Origin of the sequence: Nocardia sp. 852002-51101_SCH5132738 (assembly GCF_001665695.1) — a bacterium.
Taxonomy (GTDB): Bacteria; Actinomycetota; Actinomycetes; order Mycobacteriales; family Mycobacteriaceae; genus Nocardia; species Nocardia nova.
This window is the reverse complement of sequence record NZ_LZML01000094.1, coordinates 21802-39791: the sequence shown is the minus strand read 5'-3', so window position 1 is coordinate 39791 and position 17990 is coordinate 21802. Positions and strand designations below refer to the sequence as shown.

Genomic DNA, 17990 nt, shown 5'->3' with positions numbered 1-17990 from the left:
CGGCCAGTATCGACCATGTCGCCCGACCGGCCGCGGTGGCGCTGGTCACGGCGGTATGGCGGACCGGGCACGCGACGGCTCACACCAGGCGGCGCGGCCCGTTGTCGAAGCGGCTCGGCTCCGGCCCGATCCGCACCCGCGCGTACAGGATCGCGGCGCCCTCCGGTGAGGCCAGCACCGGTTCCACCGACAATTCCCGCACCTCCGGCAGATCGTCGCACAGCGCCGAAATGCGTTGTGCCAGTGCGGCCAACGCCTTCTTGTCCACCGGCTCGCCGATCGTGCGACCCGATCCGGCCTGCCCGTCGAGCAGCGGGGCGGCGCGCGGCGCGTCGATCAGTTCCACCGCCTCGGCCTCGGTCAGCGGCAGCGCCCGGTAGGCGCGGTCGCCGAGCAGGTCGATGATGGTTCCCGAGAGGCCGAATCCGATGACGGATCCGAACGAGGGATCGTCCTGGACCCGCAGCACACACCCCACCCCCTTGGTGGCCATCTTCTGGATGTGGACGACCGCGTTGCCGGTCAGCTCCGCCAGATCGGTATAAGCACGCCGGACCGCGGTGTCGCGCCACAGATCGAGGCGGACACCGGTGAAATCGGGCCGGCTGCGCCACATTTCGCCGGTGGCCTTGGCGGCGACGGGATATCCCAATTCCGCGGCCGCCGCGACCGCGGCCTCGGGGTCGTGGGCTTCCCGGAATTCCACCACGCGAATGCCGTAGCAGGCGAGCAGTTCCGCGGCCTCCAGGTCACCGAGCCACTCCCCGTCGGGACTGCGAGACATCCACTGCTCCACCAGCTCTCGCGCCCGCACGACCTCGAGACCGTCCGGCCGTACCACCAGGGAGGCCGGACGCGTCCGCCACGCCGCGTACCGCCGCACCCGGGCCAGCGCCCGCGCCGCGCGTTCCGGATCCGGGTAGGACGGAATGGAACCGCGGTCGACGATGCCGCCGGCACCGCGCACGGTGAGCAGGTTCGGCATTCCGTGATCGGCGACGAACGTGGTGAGCACGGGTTTGACCGCATCCTGCGCGCCGGCCCGGATCGCCTCGGCGAAGGCGGTGACCGCCGCCGGTACCGGCGGCGCGAAGATGACGATGACGGCGTCGACCTCGGCGGAATCCATCGCACTCGCGACGGCAGTCAGGTAGTCGGCGGGTTCTGCCTGCGGCCCCAGATCGGTCGGCTCCCCCACCTCCAGTCCCTCCCCGCGCGCCGCGTCCACCGCCAACCAGCCCAGAGCCGCGCTGTTGCCGATCACCGCGAGCCGCGGACCGCCGGGCAGCGGCTGATACGCCAGCAGCATGGCGCAGTCGAACAGTTCGGCGATCGCATCGACCTGCACGATTCCGGCCTGAGCGAACAGATCGCGTTCCACCGACCGTTCCAGACCGCTGACCGGCACGTTGGCGGCGTTGCGGCCGCTACTCACCGCCACCACCGACTTGGTGCGGGCCACCCGGCGCGCGATGCGGGAGAACTTGCGCGGATTGCCGAACGTCTCCAGATACAGCAGTACGACGTCGGTGTCGGGATCGGTGTCCCAGTACTGCAGCAGGTCGTTGCCGGAGACATCGGCGCGATTGCCCGCCGAGACGAAGGTCGACAGGCCGAGCTTGCGCGCGGCCGCCTCACCCAGGATGGCCGCACCCAGCGGCCCGGACTGGCAGAAAAATCCGACTCGGCCGCGACCCGGCAGGACCGGCGCCAGCGTGGCGTTCAGCGAGACCGCCGGATCGGTGTTGGCGATACCGAGCGCACTCGGGCCCACCACCCGCATGCCGTGGCCGCGCGCGGCATCGACCAGATCGCGTTCGGCGTGATAGCCGGCCGGCCCGGTTTCGGAGAATCCGGCGGTCAGCACGACCAGGCCTTTGACCCCCTTGGCCATACAGTCGTCGAGGACGGATTTGATCTCCTCGGCCGGTACGGCGACCACCGCCAGATCCAGTTCGTCGGGGATGTCGTGCACGGTCGGGTAGGCGCGCACACCGCGGACGGAGTTCCGGTTCGGATTCACCGGGTACACCGGGCCCTGGAACACGCCGGACAGCAGATTCGCCAGCACCGCCCCGCCGACCCGGCTCGCCGCCGGGGTGGCGCCGATGACCGCGATCGACCGCGGGGCCAGCAGATTGCCGACACTGCGCGCCTCCGAGGCCCGCTCCCGCGAATCCCGCACCGACAGCAGCGCTTCGGTGGGGTCGATGGCGAATTCGAGGTGCAACACCGACCCGTCGCGACTGCGCTGCACCTGGTATCCGGCCTCCCGGAAAACCGTGACCATGGTGTGGTTCTCGGCGAGCACCTCGGCGACGAAGGTCTCGATGTCGTTCTCGGCGGCCGCACCGGCCAGATGCTCGAGCAGAATCGACCCCAGCCCGCGGCCCTGATGCTCGTCGGCGACGACGAACGCCACCTCGGCCGCGCGGGGGCCTTCGCGATCGGTGAGCAGTTCGTAGCGGCCGACCGCGATGATCACCGACCCCAGCTCGACGACCAGCCCCACCCGATTGTGGTAGTCCACGTGGGTGGTGCGGTACAGATCCTTCGGTGTCATCCGCGGATAGGGACCGAAATAACGCAGATAGCGGGTGCGATCGGACAACGCCGCGTGGAAGGCCTGCATCGGCTCCGCATCGGCGGGGGTGATCGGGCGCAGCCGGACCACACCGCCGTCGGCGGCGAGCACGTCGGCGAACCAATGCTGCGGAGGCGGCGGCGGATCGGCGGGAGTGTTCTCGGCGTCCGGTGTGGTGGCGGATGATTCAGTCACGGGGGTCCTCCGGGTCCAGGCCCAGCAATCCGTAGGTCGCGCGGCGGGTGGCGAGCACCGAGGTGTCGATCGCGCGCTGCACGCGGTCGATACGGGCGTCGCCGGTGTCGAGCACACCGCCCGGCCCCTCCCACGGGGTGAACGCGGTGTCGCCACCGTCGCCCATCGTGACCGGCGCCGGCACGGTCGGGGCATAGGCGCGCACCAGCTCACGCCACTCCTCGGGGATGACGGTCTCCGGATCGATCTCCCGATCCAGTGCTATCGCCAGAAGATGGGTCCACGCTCGCGGCACCACCCGGACCACCCCGTAGCCGCCGCCGCCCACGGCCAGCCAGCGCCCTTCGGCATATCGATCCGCGAGTTCACGCATGGCGCGAAACGCCGCGCGCTGGCCGTCGACGGTGAGTTCGAGGTCGGCGAGGGGGTCTTCGCGATGGCTGTCGACTCCGCACTGACTGACCACCAGCTGCGGCCTGAACGCGGCCAGCGCTCCGGGCACCACGGCGTGAAATCCGCGCAGCCACTGCGCATCCCGGGTACCGGGCAGGACGGCCAGGTTGATCGCGGTGCCTTCGGCCGGGCCCGCGCCGATCTCCTCGGGCCAGCCCGTGTTGGGCCACAGCGTCGCCGGATGCTGATGCAGCGAAATCGTCAGCACGCGAGGGTCGTCGTAGAAGGCGCGCTGCACGCCGTCGCCGTGGTGCACGTCGACGTCGACGTAGGCGATGCGGTCGAATCCGTTGTCCAGCAGCCACGAAATGGCCACCGCCACATCGTTGTAGACGCAGAACCCCGATGCCGCGTCGGGCATCGCGTGATGCATACCACCCCCGATGCTCACCGCCCGCCGGGTGCGGCCGGCCGCGATTTCCCGGGCGGCGGCAAGGGTTCCGCCGACGATCACCGAGGCCGCCTCGTGCATATGAGGGAAGACGGGATTGTCCATCGACCCCAGCCCGTGCGGGGGCGCGGCCGGCGGTGTGGTGCCCGGCGGTGCGGGAACGGCGTGACGCACCGCGTCGAGATAGGCGGCGGTGTGGATGCGCAGCAGCTCACCGTCGCCGGCGGGACCGGGCGCGAGGGTTTCGATGCCGTCGAGCAATCCGAGACTGCGCGCGAGTGCCATCGTGAATCGGAGCCGGGCCGGTTTCATCGGGTGCTCCGGGGTCCAGGTGTAGTCCAGGAAGCGGTCGGTCCACACCACGGCGGCGTCGTCTGCCATACCGTCACGCTAGCCCACCGCGGCCCGTCGCCGTGGCGTTGCTCGCACGGCCGGGGACACGGGAAGCAGACCACCCGAGTTGTCGTTGTCATGCAGTAGAAATGCAAGACGACACCGGGCGCGCCTGTCGCCCGCGCGCATCCGGTCGCGCGCGCAGGTATCGGCGGAGTTCGTGCAGGACGTGCGAAATATGCTGAGGCCGATTGCGCAGCCGGGCGTGGGTAGAATTCGTGCCGACGAAGGGGTAACAGGTGAAGGATCTGGTCGACACCACGGAGATGTATCTCCGTACCATCTACGACCTCGAGGAGGAGGGCGTGGTGCCGTTGCGGGCGCGTATCGCCGAGCGCCTCGAGCAGAGCGGCCCGACGGTGAGTCAGACGGTCGCGCGGATGGAGCGCGACGGTCTGCTGATGGTCGCCGGCGACCGGCACCTCGAACTCACCGACAAGGGCCGTGCGATGGCCGTGGCGGTCATGCGCAAGCACCGGCTGGCCGAACGATTGCTGGTCGACGTGATCGGGCTGGACTGGCAGAACGTGCACGCCGAAGCCTGCCGCTGGGAGCACGTGATGAGCGAGGAGGTGGAAATGCGTCTGCTCGAGGTGCTCAACCATCCCACCACCTCCCCGTACGGCAACCCCATCCCCGGCCTGGACGAACTCGGCGTCAACTCCATCCATTCCGGTGAGGAGACGCTGGTCCGGCTCTCCGATCTGCCGCCCGGACAGGTGTCGGCGGTCGTCGTGCGGCGGTTGTCGGAACATATCCAGGCCGATCCGGATGTGATCGGTCAGCTGCGGGAGGCGGGGGTGGTCCCCGACGCCCGCGTGACCGTGGAGACCAAGCCGGGTGTGGTGATCATCTCGGTGCCCGGGCACGTCGGTTTCGAACTGTCCGACGAGATGGCCCACGCGGTCCAGGTCAGGCTGGCCTGACGAATGAAACTCCTGGTAACCGGCGGTGCCGGATATGTCGGCGGAGTATGCGCCCAGGTACTGGTTCAGGACGGCCACGAGGTCGTCGTGGTCGACGATCTGTCCACCGGCAACGCCGAGGGTGTGCCTGCCGGGGCGAAATTCGTCGACGGAGATATCGCGACCACCGGCGTCGAACTGATCGAATCCGAATCCTTCGACGGCGTCCTGCATTTCGCGGCGCAGTCGCTGGTCGGTGAATCGGTACAGCAGCCCGAGAAGTACTGGTACGGCAATGTGGTGAAGACGCTGGCGCTGCTGGAGGCGATCCGCCGCACGCAGACCCCGCGGCTGGTGTTCTCCTCGACCGCGGCGGTCTACGGTGAGCCGGAACAGGTTCCGATTCTCGAGTCCGCCCCGACCCGGCCGACCAATCCCTACGGGGCGTCGAAACTCGCGATCGACCACGCGATCACCTCCTACGCCGTCGCCCACGGTCTGGCCGCGACGAGCCTGCGGTATTTCAACGTCGCCGGCGCCTACGGCGGGCTCGGTGAGAACCGTGTGGTGGAAACCCATCTCATCCCGCTGATCCTGCAAACGGCTCTGGGGCATCGGGATTCGATCTCCGTCTTCGGCACCGACTACCCGACGCCGGACGGCACCGCGGTGCGCGACTACATCCACATTCGTGACCTCGCCCGCGCCCATGTGCTGGCGCTGGCGCAGTCGCGGCCGGGCGAACATCGCATCTTCAACCTCGGCAGCGGTACGGGTTTCTCGGTGCGCGAAGTGATCTCGGCCTGTGAGCGTGTGGTCGGCCGGCCCATTCCGGCGGTGGACGCGCCGCGGCGCGCCGGTGATCCGGCGGTGCTGATCGCCTCGAGCGCGAAGGCGATCGACGAACTCGGCTGGCAGCCCGAACACAACGATCTCGACGAAATCGTCTCCGACGCGTGGGATTTCCTCACCTCGCTCGGCGAACGCGCGCACAGCGCTCGCTGATACGCGCGGTCCCCGCGACCGTGACCGGGCGGGTGTCATCGCGACTCCGCGTCGGTTGGCGGTTCGCCGAGGTCGGCGATGGCCAGGTCGACACCCAGCCCGGCGGCGATATCGCGGCCGCTGACGGCGAGTTTGCGCACATCACCGGGGCGCATGCCGGTGCGTAGCGCCGCATCCAGCAGTCGTGCGATGCGATGCGCCGGATCGGCCTGCAGTGCCGCCTCGAACGCCACACCCGCCAGCGGTCCGTCGCCGCGGGTGTAGGCGCTGTAGCCGAACAGGGTGGCCAGTTCGGCGCGGTCGGGGCCGGTGAGGCCGCGGCAGGCACGGGACCACAGCGCTTCGGCCGCGGCGGCATGGGCACCCAGCGCCACCGCGAACAGGGAATCGCGCACCGCGGTGTCGCGCACGGCGACGGCCAGATCCGCGAGTTCGCGTGGGTCGAGTTCGTCGCCCGATTCGACGGTGCTGATCTGCCACAGCACCATGTCCAGGGCCGCGCGGCTGTAGGAGCGTGGCTCGCCGGCACGCAGTGCGCGCCGGAACCGCAGCCTGGCGGCCTCCGCGGCGCTGCCGATCACCGCGTCGATCTCGACACGCAGCGGCATATCCTCTGCCACCGCGGCCGTGAGCTCGGTGCGCGAGCCGCGGATGGGACGGCCGTCGAGCACCTGGGCGAGCGCGACCGGCGAGGCCGCCGGATCCGCTTGTGTCCCGGCACTGTCCGGATCGAGCACACTCCACCAGTCGGCACCCGGGGTGATCTCGCCCACGGCCCATGCTTCGGCGAGGAGTACGTCCTGGCTCCGCAGCGCGCCGTCGAGCACCCGCACCAAGTCGCGATGCCGGGCCGCGCGCCGCCCGGCCCGCCCCGCCCGCGGTGCCGTAGCACGATCGTCGACGATCAGCGTCACCACACCGACGGCCTGCTCCTGACCACAGAGGGCGGCCAGCTGGCCGGCCAGTCGCACCCAGACCCCGCAGCCCGCTACGTCGAGATCGTGGCGGGCCACCGCTCCGAGATAGACCGCCCCCGGGTACTTCTGCGACCGCAGCAGCAGACAGGCCACCAGCGAGCGCTGCGGTCGAAATCCCAGCAGCGCGGGCACGGCCGCGATGAACTCCGCCGGTTCGTTCATGGTCAGCGCCGTCGCCGTCCACAGCTGTTCGACGCCTTCTGCTCGCGTGTGCTGTTCCATCGCGTCTTGGGCCAGGTTCCCGGACGTCCCACCGTCGCCCCGGCCGGACAAACCCGGTTCGGCCTCACCGTCGTGCCCATCCCCGCCGGGCGGTGTCGAACCCGGTCCGGCGAGAGGCGTGTCCGCCACCCTCCCCGCCGGTTCCGGCGGCGTATCACCCTGTGACGGCAACGGTTTCGCCGTATCACCACCGGCGTCCACCATGTCGTCCGCGTTGTGCACAGCACCGTATTCCTCGTCACCGCTGTCGCTTCCGCAGATATCCGCACGCGGCCGCAACACCTGGTCGGCCTCACACCGCCAACGCCGCTTCGGCTCCCTCGAGTAGCCACAGCCGTCTCCGGCGCCGACGCATTCGCGCACGGCCGCGCATCGGGTGCCGGCACACGCGTCTCGCGGGGCGTCCACACGTGCGCTCCCGCGAACAGTGTTGCAGTGCAACGGAACTGGTGCCGTCTCGGCGGTCGACCCGCCCGTCCTTCCGCCCGTCGTGCGGGTGACTCCGTCCTGCGAGCGATAGATCCGGTGGGCGTGTGGGGCGATGCGCGGTGAGAAAGGCGGCGACGCCGCGTCGCGCTCACTATCGGTAGCGGCTTCGTCCTCCGCGGCCTTCGTGGCCCCCGAGGCGTCCATGACCTTCCGCGCATGACCCGCGGCGGCCGAGGTGCCCTCCGACCCGCCGTGGCCTGCCTTCCGCGCATGACCCGCGGTCGTCGAGCAGCCCTCTCGGCCCGGCACGCCCGCCTGCGCCGTCGACTCGGGCAGCGGCGGGGTGCCGGGTCCGGTCACGACTCGTATCGTGTCCGCCTCCGGCGAGGCCGCGTCGGGATGCGACGCAGTGTTCGAGGGCGAGGGTGTCCGCACGGCATCGGGGCGGTCGGTGCGGGGCCGGCTGGGGTCGGTGTGTGTGGTCATGACATTCACACTGCCCGGGCGTCACCGCCGGCCCGCGTGGCTGAGCTGGGCTTTCATTTCGTCTGGGGAGCCCCTCGAGACCTGGGGATCGCGGCGGCGACACGCGGTGGAACCAGGCGGAGATGTCGGTGCCTGCTGTTACGGTTGCGCCGGGGAGAGCACATCCGCCCGAGGTGTTCAGCGGGTGCGGACCTTGGCGACCGCGGCCGTGAAGACCTGGTCCAGGCCGGTCGTATCCGGTGCGTCGGCACCGAAAGTCATTGCCGTGGTTTCGATTCGGATGTCACCGACCTGCGCGAGCAGTGTGTGCAAGGCCGGATCGGCGGAGCTGCCGGGCGGCGCGCCGGTCACCGTCCGGCCGAAGGCCAGAGAGTCGTCGGCATCGACCGGCGGAGGCGGCAGCAGCCGCGTGGTGATCGTGCGATCGATCGCCGCGTGCCGGGCGTGTACCGTGGCGCAGCGCGAAAGCTGATCCCCCAGACGGGACAACGGCTCGTTCGTACGGCTGAGCACGACGGTGATCGTGGCTCGCGTCCGGTCGTCCGTGCCGACCACGACGGCGATCCGGCCGGGATCGGGCGGATCGGGTGCGCAGTCCGGCGGGTCGATTTGTGCCCCCGGCGGAATCGCGGTGAGGTCCGCGGCCGCGGCCGCGGCGCGATCACCGGAGGCGACGACGGTCGTATAGCCCGTCGGGAATCGGTCCTGGCCGGGCAGCATCGCCGTCAGATCACCGTCGATATGCCGGGTGACCACACTCTGGCGCATCGCGGCCGGATGCCCGGACACCGTGGAACCGCACGCGGCGAGCAGACAACTCAATGCCGCGTACCCGACGGTGCGGCCGAACCCGCGGCGCCTCCGCGAGGCCGGCGGATCCGGGACGCTCACTCCCCCACTATGGCCGATACCGCCGCCCCCGCGGATCTGCCACGCCGACCCCGCGGGAATACGGCCCGCCGATCCGGAGTTGTCTTCTCCGGTAGGGCAGAGCGTGGCCTACCTCCGCCGGGTACGCTCCGCGACCGCTACTCTGCAGGGTTACATCCCCCGGTGGACCGGCGGTTTCCGTCGGATGTCACCACCCGCACGCCGACCGGTACGCGACCCCCGCGCGCGTACCCTGGACGGTGGAGAGGTGGCGAGATCCGGCACCGGGCCACCACTGAAAACGACTGAGGCGGACAGGGCTTGACCAGGGAGTTTGGCAAATGAGCAGTATGTACGAGCTGGAGTTCCCCGCTCCGCAGCTGTCCTCGGCCGACGGCGAGGGTCCGGTGCTGGTGCACGGCCTGGAAGGTTTCACCGACGCGGGTCACGCGGTACGGCTGGCAACGACCCATCTGCGCGAAAGCCTCGAATCGGAGCTCGTCGCCTCGTTCGACGTCGACGAATTGCTCGACTATCGCTCGCGGCGGCCGTTGATGACGTTCAAGACCGACCACTTCTCGGACTACGCCGATCCGGAACTGAACCTGTGGGCGCTGCGCGATACCGCCGGCACCCCCTTCCTGCTGCTGTCGGGCATCGAACCCGACCTGCGCTGGGAAAAGTTCGTGACGGCGGTGCGCCTGCTGGCCGAACAGCTCGGCGTGCGTCGCAGCATCGGCCTGAGCGCGATCCCGATGGCGATTCCGCACACCCGGCCGCTGGGTGTCACCGCACACGCCAGCGACCGCGATCTGATCGGTGAGCATCAGCGCTGGCCCGGAGAACTGCAGGTTCCCGGTAGCGCGTCGTCGCTGCTGGAGTACCGCATGGGACAGCACGGCCACGAGTCCATCGGATTCTCGGTGCACGTCCCGCACTATCTGGCGCAGACCGCGTACCCAGAAGCCGCGCAGACACTGCTGGAGAACGTCGCCGACAACGCCGGGCTGGAACTTCCGCTGGCCGCACTCGGCGAGGCAGCGGCCCGCGTGCGCGAACAGGTCAACGAGCACATCGCCGGAAATGCCGAGGTGGAGACGGTGGTACAGGCGCTCGAGCGCCAGTACGACAGCTTCGTCACCGCCCAAGAGCGCCGCTCCAGCCTGCTCGCCGGCGAGGCCGACCTTCCGACGGGCGAGGAACTGGGCGCGGAGTTCGAGCGCTTCCTCGCCGAGCAGACCGAATTCGGCGACGGCGACGACCCCCGGGACTGACCCACACCACATCGCCCGGCGCGCACGGTTCACCGCCGTGCCGCCGGGCGATGCGGTACCCGCGGCGGTTCGTCGGTAACGTGGACGCACGTGCAGCTGTCCGAACTGGTTCCCGACCGTGCCGTGCCCGACGTGGATGCCGACTGGCTGTACGAAACCTTCGCCGAATGGACTTCCGCCCAGGGGCTGACGCTGTATCCGGCGCAGGAAGAGGCGCTGCTCGAGCTGATGACCGGCGCGAACGTCATCCTCGCCACCCCCACCGGCTCCGGCAAATCGATGGTCGCCGTCGGCGCCCACTTCGCCGCGCTGAACCGCGGTGAGCGCAGCTACTACACCGCGCCGATCAAAGCGCTGGTCAGCGAGAAGTTCTTCGCGCTGTGCGAGGTGTTCGGCGCCGACAAGGTCGGCATGGTCACCGGCGACGCCGCGGTGAATCCGACCGCCCCCATCATCTGCGCCACCGCCGAAATCCTCGCCAATCTCGCGCTGCGGGAAGGCGCGGACGCCGATATCGGCCAGGTGGTGATGGACGAATTCCATTTCTACGCAGATCCCGATCGCGGCTGGGCCTGGCAAGTGCCGCTGCTGGAACTGCCGCGCGCCCAATTCCTGCTGATGTCGGCCACTTTGGGTGAGGTGGACCATTTCGCCCGGGATCTGGAACGCCGCACCGGCCGCTCCACCGCCGTCGTCACCGGCTCCGAGCGCCCGGTGCCGCTGCTGTTCTCCTATGTCCGCACTCCCATCACGGAGACCCTGGAAGATCTGGTGACCACCAGCCAGGCCCCGGTCTACGTCGTGCACTTCACCCAGGCCGCCGCACTCGAGCGCGCTCAGGCGCTGACGAGTGTGAATTTCGCGTCCAAGGCGGAAAAGGACGCAATCGCCCAGGCGCTGGGCGGATTCCGGTTCGCGACCGGATTCGGCAAGACACTGTCGCGGCTGATCCGCCACGGCATCGGCGTGCACCACGCCGGGATGTTGCCGAAGTATCGGCGGCTGGTGGAACGGCTGGCCCAGGACGGGCTGCTGAAGGTCGTCTGCGGTACCGACACCCTCGGTGTGGGCATCAACGTGCCGATCCGCACGGTGCTGCTCACCGGATTGACGAAATTCGACGGGGTGCGCACGCGGCGATTGAAGGCGCGCGAATTCCATCAGATCGCGGGCCGGGCCGGGCGCGCCGGGTACGACACCGTCGGCACGGTGGTGGTGCAGGCACCCGAGCACGAGGTGGAGAACGCCAGGCTGGTCGCCAAGGCCGGCGACGATCCGAAGAAGCTGCGCAAAATCCAGCGGCGTAAACCTCCGGAGGGTTTCGTGTCCTGGTCGGAGGACACCTTCGACCGGCTCGTCACCGCGCAGCCGGAACCGATGGTGTCTCGCTTCCGTGTCACCAATTCGATGCTGCTCAACGTCATCGCCCGGCCGGGCAACTGTTTCGACGCGATGCGCCATCTGCTCGAGGACAATCACGAACCACGGCCTGCGCAGCGCAAACACATCCTGAAAGCGATCCGGCTCTACCGTGCGCTGCGCGATGCGGGCGTGGTCCAGCAACTCGACGAACCCGACGCCACCGGTCGTCGGGCGCGGCTCACCGTCGATCTGCAGCGCGACTTCGCGCTCGACCAGCCGCTGTCGCCGTTCGCGCTGGCAGCGCTGGAGCTGCTTGACAACTCCGCTCCCAGCTACACACTGGATGTGGTGTCGATCATCGAATCCACACTGGAGGATCCGCGCCAGTTGCTGCTCGCCCAGCAGCACCGGGCGCGGGGTGCGGCGATCGCCGAAATGAAGGCCGACGGCATCGAGTACGACGAACGCATGGAGCTGATCGAGGAGATCACCTGGCCGAAACCGCTGGCCGAGTTGATCGAACCGGCCTTCGAAACCTATCGCGCCGGCCATCCGTGGGTCTCGGAATTCAGCCCCTCCCCCAAATCCGTGGTGCGCGAAATGATCGAGCGCTCACTGACTTTCGCCGAACTGGTCTCCCAGTACGAGCTGGCGCGCTCGGAGGGCCTGGTGCTGCGCTACCTCGCCGACGCCTATCGCGCGCTGCGCCGGACCGTCCCCGAATCCGCGCGCACCGAGGAACTCGAGGACATCACCGAATGGCTCGGTGAGCTTGTCCGCCAAGTCGATTCGAGTCTGCTCGACGAATGGGAGCAACTCACCAATCCGGGCGCCGAGACCGACGACGATCAACTCGCCTTCGGCGCCGACACCGTGCGGCCGATCACCGCGAACGAACGTGCGTTCCGGGTCATGGTGCGCAACAGCATGTTTCGCCGGGTCGAGCTGGCCGGCCGGCAGCGCTGGGACGAACTCGCCGAATTCGACGACGGTCCGGACTGGGCGAACGATCTGGCCGCGTACTTCGACGAGTACGGCGCGATCGGCACCGGCCCGGACGCCCGCGGCCCGGCGCTGTTCGCCGTGGAGACCGAACCGGGTTTCTGGCGGGTGCGCCAGGTGCTCGACGACCCCGCCGGTGATCACGGCTGGGCGCTCGAGGCCGTCGTGGATCTGGCCGAATCCGATGCCGCCGGCGAGGTGGTCTTCGACGCGATGACGGTGCGTGCGGGATGAGCACGATCGTTCTCGGCCTCCGTCGCGATCCGGCCACGACGCTCGTACGCCGCCGAAAACCCGGTGCCGACGCGCTGATCTGATCCGGCCGCCGTCCCCCGGTGCGGGCCGCGCTGACCCGAGCGTGATCAAGCCGACCCTCGTTCCGGTTCGTTTCCCGTGCCCCCGCGCTGATACTCTCTCGCTCGCTGCCTGCAGCGGGAGGCTGCCCAGAAGAAAGAGAGTTCCCTTAGATTGACCGGTACAAACGCGCCCGAGTCGCCCTGTCTCGTCATCGACCTCGATCGGGTGCGCGGCAACTTCCACGCTTTCCGTGCGGCCTTCCCGTCGGCACGAATTCGCTTCGCTGTCAAAGCATCTCCGATGCCGGAGATCATCCGGCTGCTCGATTCCGAGGGCGCCGAATTCGACGTCGCCAGCATCGGCGAGATCGAGATGTGTGTGGCGCTGGGGGTCGACCCGGCAGTGCTCTGCTACGGCAATCCGATCAAGAAGGCCGCCCACATCGCCGCCGCCTACGCCGCGGGGGTGCGCCGGTTCGCCTTCGACACCGAGGACGACCTGGAGCGGATCGCCGAACTCGCGCCGGGCTCGGAGGTGGAGTGCCGGTTCCTCGCCTCCGCGCCGCAGTCGCAGACCCCGTTCGGCACCAAATTCGGCTGCGCGCCCGGTGAGGCGGTGCGGCTGCTGGTGCGCGCCGGCGACCTGGGCCTGCGGGTGGCAGGCCCCTATTTCCACGTGGGGTCCCAGCAACTGGATCCGGTGGCGTGGCAGATCGGCATCGAGCAGGCCGCTGCCATCACGGAGGCGCTGGCGGTCAAGGACATCCCGGTGACGTCGGTGAATATCGGTGGGGGCCTGCCGATTTCGTACGCCGACCCGGCGCCGGAGCTGTCCGAACTGAGTGCCGTGATCGCCGAGTCGGCGACGCGGCACCTTCCCGAGCACACCGACCTGGTGGTGGAACCCGGCCGTGCCCTGGTGGGCAATGCCGGCGTGGTCCACGCCGAGGTCGTGAACGTGCGCATCGCGCCGGACGGGCGGCGCTGGGTGTATCTCGACATCGGCCGCTACAACGGTATGGCCGAGACCGAGAACGAGTACATCGCCTACCGGATCGACACCGACCGCGACGGCGACCCCGTCGACGAGGCGGTGATCGCGGGCCCGACCTGCGACGGAGACGATGTACTGTATCAACGCACGCGAGTCCTTCTGCCGACCACGCTGCGAGCCGGTGATCCCGTTCGGATCCTCGATACCGGCGCTTATACGGCGAGCTATTCGTCGGTGTCCTTCAACGGTTTTCCGCCTTTGACTGTGCATGTCATCGGCGCTGAGCGAGAGTGAGTTTGCCCATGACGGCAGAATTCACCGGCTGGCACGTGCTGGCCGAGTTCGGTGGTGTCGACGTAGCCCTCTGCGACGATCTCGAACGACTCGAAACAGCGCTTCGACAATCGTTGCTCGCCGCGGGAGTGACGATCTGCGAGGTGGTGCACAAGAAGTTCGAGCCCCACGGCGTGACGGTGCTGGCGCTGCTGTCGGAATCGCACGCGTCGATCCACACCTATCCGGAATCCGGCGACATCTTCGTCGACGTGTTCACATGCGGCAGCATCGGCGCCGGCGCCACCAAGGCGGTCGAGTTGCTGCAGGAAGCGCTGCAGCCGGAATCGGTGCATATGGAGGTCGTGCAGCGCGGGCATCACGCGCGCCGGGTGCACGAGCCGGTCGGCGACGGCCTGACCCGTGTCTGGGATCTGTCGGAGGTGATCGTGGATGCGCGAACTCCGTTCCAGCACATGGTGATCGCGCGCACGGCGCAGGGCGTGTCGCTGTTCTCCGACGACGACCGGCAGTCCACCGAGTTCTCCCAGCTGACCTATCACGAGGCGATGCTGGTCCCGGCCTACGCGCTGGCGGCCAAGCTCGACAACGTGCTCATCATCGGTTCCGGGGAGGGCGTGGCCAGCCAGATGTCGGTGGCCGCGGGCGCGACCCGCGTCGACCATGTCGATATCGACCGGATGGAGGTCGAGCTGTGCGCCCGGCATCTGCCCTACGGATACACTCCCGCCGATCTGGAGGCCGCGGTCCGCGGTGACGGCGCGATCCGGATGCACTACGCCGACGGCCGGGACTTCCTGGCCGAGGCCGAAGCCGCCGGTGTGCGCTACGACGTGATCGTCATCGACCTCCCCGACGAGCGGGTCGAGGACGCCCAGAACAACCGCCTCTACGAGGAGGAATTCCTCACCCGATGTAAGGCGCAGCTGGCCGAGGGCGGCGTTCTGGCCGCTCAGGCCGGTTGCCCGACCATGTGGCGCAACGAGACGCTGAAGCGTTCGTGGCAGCGGTTCACCGATCTGTTCGCCACCGTGGTGCCCTACGGCAGCGACGAGCACGAGTGGACGTTCCTGTTCGGTGTCGCCGAGCGCATCGACGACCCGGTCGCGGCGATGTGCGAGAAGCTGCCGAAGCTGCCCTACCACGCGGAGACGGTCGACGAACGCGCGCTGGTGCGCGGCGCCATCGAACCGTACGCACTGCGGGAGATCGCCGCTCGGGCATGATACGGCCGGCGATCGTGGATCGGCTTGCCTGACAATCGAATACGAAAAGGACCGCCCGGGACGACCGTCCCGGGCGGTCCTTTTCGACAGCCGTCGTCACGAACCTGCCGCACACCTGCCTCACGGTCTGTGGCCGTCCACCGACGCTCAGGCGCGCTCCTGCCGCCACTGGGCCGTGCGCTCGACGTAGCGGTCGAGGTGGTGGGAGACGAACACTTCGGGCAGCCAGTCGTTGCCCGTGACCGCCGACGACCAGACGAAGGTCCGCACGGGTTGCTCGTAACCGATCAGCTCGATCGGGCGCAGATCGTATTCCGGATCCTCGAAGGCTTCGATGGTCCGCCAGTCGGCCGCGGTCAGCCCGCGCAGGACCAGCCCGCCCGCCATTCGCCCGGGTTCGGCCACCAGCCCCGGGTAGAGCCGCTGCGGCAGGGCCGCGACCCGCCAGCCCCGCGCGACCGCGACATCCATCTCGGGCGTGCGGCCCAGCAGCACATCGAGCACGGGACCGAATTGCAGGGTGCCGTAGGCGAACAGGTCCGGGCCGGGATCGTCGGGACGCGCGCGGCGTTGCGGCGCGGGCTTCTTCGCCGCGGTCACCGGATCACCCCTCCGGCATCTCCGGCGCCCTCCGCGCACCTATCCGTCGTTACGTCGAACCATCCGTTCCTACTCGCACACCCGTATCGCATCCCTCCACTGTGCCGAATGGGCGAGCGGCGCATCACACCGGGTAAACGTGACCTACATCACAGGTTACGTCGTCGCTGGTCACGGGTTGCCGAGAAGTCGCCAGACCGGGAAACCCTCCTTCCGCGGGATGCGCGCGGTAGCCTTCGCGGCGCTATCCGACGGGCCGCACGGAATTCCCGGTGACCCGGGCGAACAGATCACGGTCGTGGGAGTTGACGATGGTGATCGCATTGCCGTGGGCGCGGCCCAGTTCCACCAGTCGCCGCCGGTTCTCCAGATAAGCCCCGCGCACGATCGAGCCCAGTTCGAACGACCACCAGAACAGCGGTGTCTTCGGCCCGGCCGGGTCGATCTCGCTCGCGACGTAGAACGCGTCACCGGCGTGCAGCAGCCAGCCCGACCCCGTGTCGACGGCGACCCCGACGTGGCCGCGCGTGTGGCCGGGCAGCGGGACGACCAGGATTTCCGGCGGCACGCCCGGCAGATCGCGCACCGCGCGGAAACCGAACCACTCGTCGGTGCCGTCGAGTTCGTTGACCATCCAGCGCGGCCCGTGCGACCACTGCGCCGCCCGGTAGCGCAGTCGCTCCGACAGCGTCCGCCCCGCGGTCGCCGCGCGGAATTCGGGCCCGTGCACGTGAATTGTCGCCTCGGGGAAATCCGCCAGTCCGGCGGAGTGGTCGAGGTCGAGGTGCGTGAGGATGATGTGGCGCACATCGGCGGGGTCGTAGCCCAGCGCCTGGATCTGCCGGATTGCGGTGTGGTGCTCGGCGGGCCGGATGCCGAGCAGAAAGCGGCCGGGGCCGACGAAGCGGCCGGGATCGCGCACACAGTCGAGCCCGAATCCGGTATCCACCAGCACCAACCCGGTCCTGGTCTCGATGAGCAGGCAGTGGTCCACCATGCCCATGGCCATGGTGCCGCAGTTGAGGTGATGAATCCGCACGCGACGAGCGTTCCAGACGCCCACCGGCCGGTCAATCGGGATGGGAGACCATGGAATTTCTCATATCGGGCGTTGTGCCCGAATGATTTCCGCCAGCTGTTCGTAGTCCTCCACGCGTGCGGTCGAACCCCGGAAGACCAGGCCGATGGTGCGCCCCGGCGCGGGCGCGGCGAACCGAGCGATATCCAATGTGCCACGGGAGGTTTCGGCCGCCACGGCCATCTCGGGAATCAGCGTCACCCCGAGCCCTCCGCCCACGCACTGCACCACCGTCGTCAGCGAGGCCGCGCGAGTATCGCCGACCGGCCCCGGGCGCACGTCCTGCGACCGGCACAGATCCAGCGTCTGGTCACGCAGGCAGTGCCCCTCGTCGAGCAACAGCAGCGGCAACTCGTCCAGGGCCGCGGGCTCGATGTCGCTCCGCCCGGCCAATTCGTGGCCGAGGGGCGTGACCAGGACGAATTCCTCGGTGTAGAGCGGGATTTCGACCATACCGGTGGCCTCGGACGGCAGTGCCATCATCGCGACGTCGAGGACGCCGCTGCGCAATCCGTCGAGCAGCCGGGCGGTCTGATCCTCGATGACATGCGGCACCAGAGCCGGCAACCGGCGGCGCAGTTCCGGCAGCAACGCGGGCAGCACATAGGGCGCGACGGTGGGGATGATGCCCATGCGCAGGGTGCCGCCGAGACCGTCGCCGGCCGCGGTGGCGACGAAGCGGTCGGCGGCCTCGAGCGTCGCCATCGCCTGCGGCAGCAACCTTTTGCCCGCGGCGGTCACCAGCACCCGGCGGGTGCTGCGCTCGATCAGCTGCAGGCCCAAACCGTTTTCCAGTGATGCCAGTGCCTGCGATAACGTGGGTTGGCTCACATTCAGATGAGCCGCGGCGGTCCCGAAGTGGCGGTATTCCGCAATCGCCACGAACGCACGCAGCTGTGACAGGGTGGGCTGATAAGTCTGATCAGTCACGCCTATCAGTATAGTGCAACTGAT

Annotated in this window: 13 protein-coding genes; 6 read left to right on the top strand and 7 right to left on the bottom strand. The window is 68.9% G+C overall.

The genetic code is table 11. The annotated features are described in order from the left end of the window. Positions 1 to 79: 79 nt before the first annotated feature. Both A5789_RS12455 and A5789_RS12450 read right to left on the bottom strand, forming a co-directional pair. Entirely contained in the window at positions 80 to 2779 is a 2700-nt protein-coding gene (locus tag A5789_RS12455; RefSeq protein ID WP_064905016.1) for a bifunctional GNAT family N-acetyltransferase/acetate--CoA ligase family protein, read from the bottom strand. Continuing rightward, positions 2772 to 4004: an acetoin utilization protein AcuC gene (locus tag A5789_RS12450; RefSeq protein WP_064905018.1), complete on the bottom strand. Its 1233-nt coding sequence runs from the start codon at positions 4002 to 4004 to the stop codon at positions 2772 to 2774. Before A5789_RS12450 ends, A5789_RS12455 begins: the two co-directional genes overlap by 8 nt. 251 nt (positions 4005 to 4255) lie before the next feature. Here A5789_RS12450 and A5789_RS12445 point away from each other — a divergent pair, with 251 nt between their 5' ends. Together A5789_RS12445 and galE are read left to right on the top strand one after the other, a co-directional pair. Further along, complete coding sequence (locus tag A5789_RS12445; protein WP_030517246.1) at positions 4256 to 4942, top strand: metal-dependent transcriptional regulator; 687 nt, start codon at positions 4256 to 4258, stop codon at positions 4940 to 4942. Between the two features lie 3 nt (positions 4943 to 4945). Then, positions 4946 to 5926, top strand: coding sequence for a UDP-glucose 4-epimerase GalE (gene galE, locus A5789_RS12440; RefSeq protein ID WP_064905020.1), 981 nt, complete (start codon positions 4946 to 4948; stop codon positions 5924 to 5926). Between the two features lie 35 nt (positions 5927 to 5961). Here galE and A5789_RS35555 read toward each other — a convergent pair whose 3' ends face one another. Next, positions 5962 to 7125, bottom strand: coding sequence for a DUF4192 domain-containing protein (locus tag A5789_RS35555; RefSeq protein WP_231956642.1), 1164 nt, complete (start codon positions 7123 to 7125; stop codon positions 5962 to 5964). Positions 7126 to 8217: 1092 nt separating this feature from the next. Further along, positions 8218 to 8931 (bottom strand): DUF5642 family protein, encoded by a 714-nt coding sequence (locus A5789_RS12430; protein WP_082940666.1) that lies wholly within the window; start codon positions 8929 to 8931, stop codon positions 8218 to 8220. 320 nt (positions 8932 to 9251) lie between these two features. On the opposite strand from A5789_RS12430, the gene A5789_RS12425 reads away from it, so the two are divergent. The 4 genes from A5789_RS12425 (at position 9252) to speD (ending at position 15358) form a co-directional block, all read left to right on the top strand. Beyond that, a complete protein-coding gene (locus tag A5789_RS12425; protein ID WP_062962321.1) occupies positions 9252 to 10184 on the top strand; it encodes a proteasome assembly chaperone family protein in 933 nt (310 codons plus the stop codon). 90 nt (positions 10185 to 10274) lie between these two features. Continuing rightward, a complete protein-coding gene (locus A5789_RS12420) occupies positions 10275 to 12782 on the top strand; it encodes an RNA helicase (protein ID WP_063016627.1) in 2508 nt (835 codons plus the stop codon). Positions 12783 to 13070: 288 nt separating this feature from the next. Beyond that, positions 13071 to 14132, top strand: coding sequence for a type III PLP-dependent enzyme (locus A5789_RS12415; protein WP_064905022.1), 1062 nt, complete (start codon positions 13071 to 13073; stop codon positions 14130 to 14132). Positions 14133 to 14140: 8 nt separating this feature from the next. Continuing rightward, on the top strand, positions 14141 to 15358 hold the full coding sequence (speD, locus tag A5789_RS12410) for an adenosylmethionine decarboxylase (RefSeq protein ID WP_064927243.1): 1218 nt from the start codon (positions 14141 to 14143) through the stop codon (positions 15356 to 15358). Between the two features lie 147 nt (positions 15359 to 15505). On the opposite strand, the gene A5789_RS12405 is transcribed toward speD, so the two are convergent. From A5789_RS12405 to A5789_RS12395, 3 genes are all read right to left on the bottom strand, one after another. Next, positions 15506 to 15958 carry a gamma-glutamylcyclotransferase family protein gene (locus tag A5789_RS12405; RefSeq protein ID WP_063016633.1) on the bottom strand — a complete coding sequence of 151 codons (453 nt, stop codon included), beginning with the start codon at positions 15956 to 15958 and terminating at the stop codon, positions 15506 to 15508. 244 nt (positions 15959 to 16202) lie between these two features. After that, positions 16203 to 16997 carry an MBL fold metallo-hydrolase gene (locus tag A5789_RS12400; RefSeq protein WP_064905025.1) on the bottom strand — a complete coding sequence of 265 codons (795 nt, stop codon included), beginning with the start codon at positions 16995 to 16997 and terminating at the stop codon, positions 16203 to 16205. 60 nt (positions 16998 to 17057) lie between these two features. Beyond that, positions 17058 to 17966, bottom strand: coding sequence for a hydrogen peroxide-inducible genes activator (locus A5789_RS12395; protein WP_063016634.1), 909 nt, complete (start codon positions 17964 to 17966; stop codon positions 17058 to 17060). Positions 17967 to 17990: the final 24 nt, after the last annotated feature.

What these genes read in the sequence shown, in the direction of transcription:
- A5789_RS12450 (WP_064905018.1), bottom strand. Translation starts at nt 4,004, where the DNA reads ATGGCAGACGACGCCGCCGTGGTGTGGACCGACCGCTTCCTGGACTAC.
- galE (WP_064905020.1), top strand. Translation starts at nt 4,946, where the DNA reads ATGAAACTCCTGGTAACCGGCGGTGCCGGATATGTCGGCGGAGTATGC.
- A5789_RS35555 (WP_231956642.1), bottom strand. Translation starts at nt 7,125, where the DNA reads ATGGAACAGCACACGCGAGCAGAAGGCGTCGAACAGCTGTGGACGGCG.
- A5789_RS12425 (WP_062962321.1), top strand. Translation starts at nt 9,252, where the DNA reads ATGAGCAGTATGTACGAGCTGGAGTTCCCCGCTCCGCAGCTGTCCTCG.
- speD (WP_064927243.1), top strand. Translation starts at nt 14,141, where the DNA reads ATGACGGCAGAATTCACCGGCTGGCACGTGCTGGCCGAGTTCGGTGGT.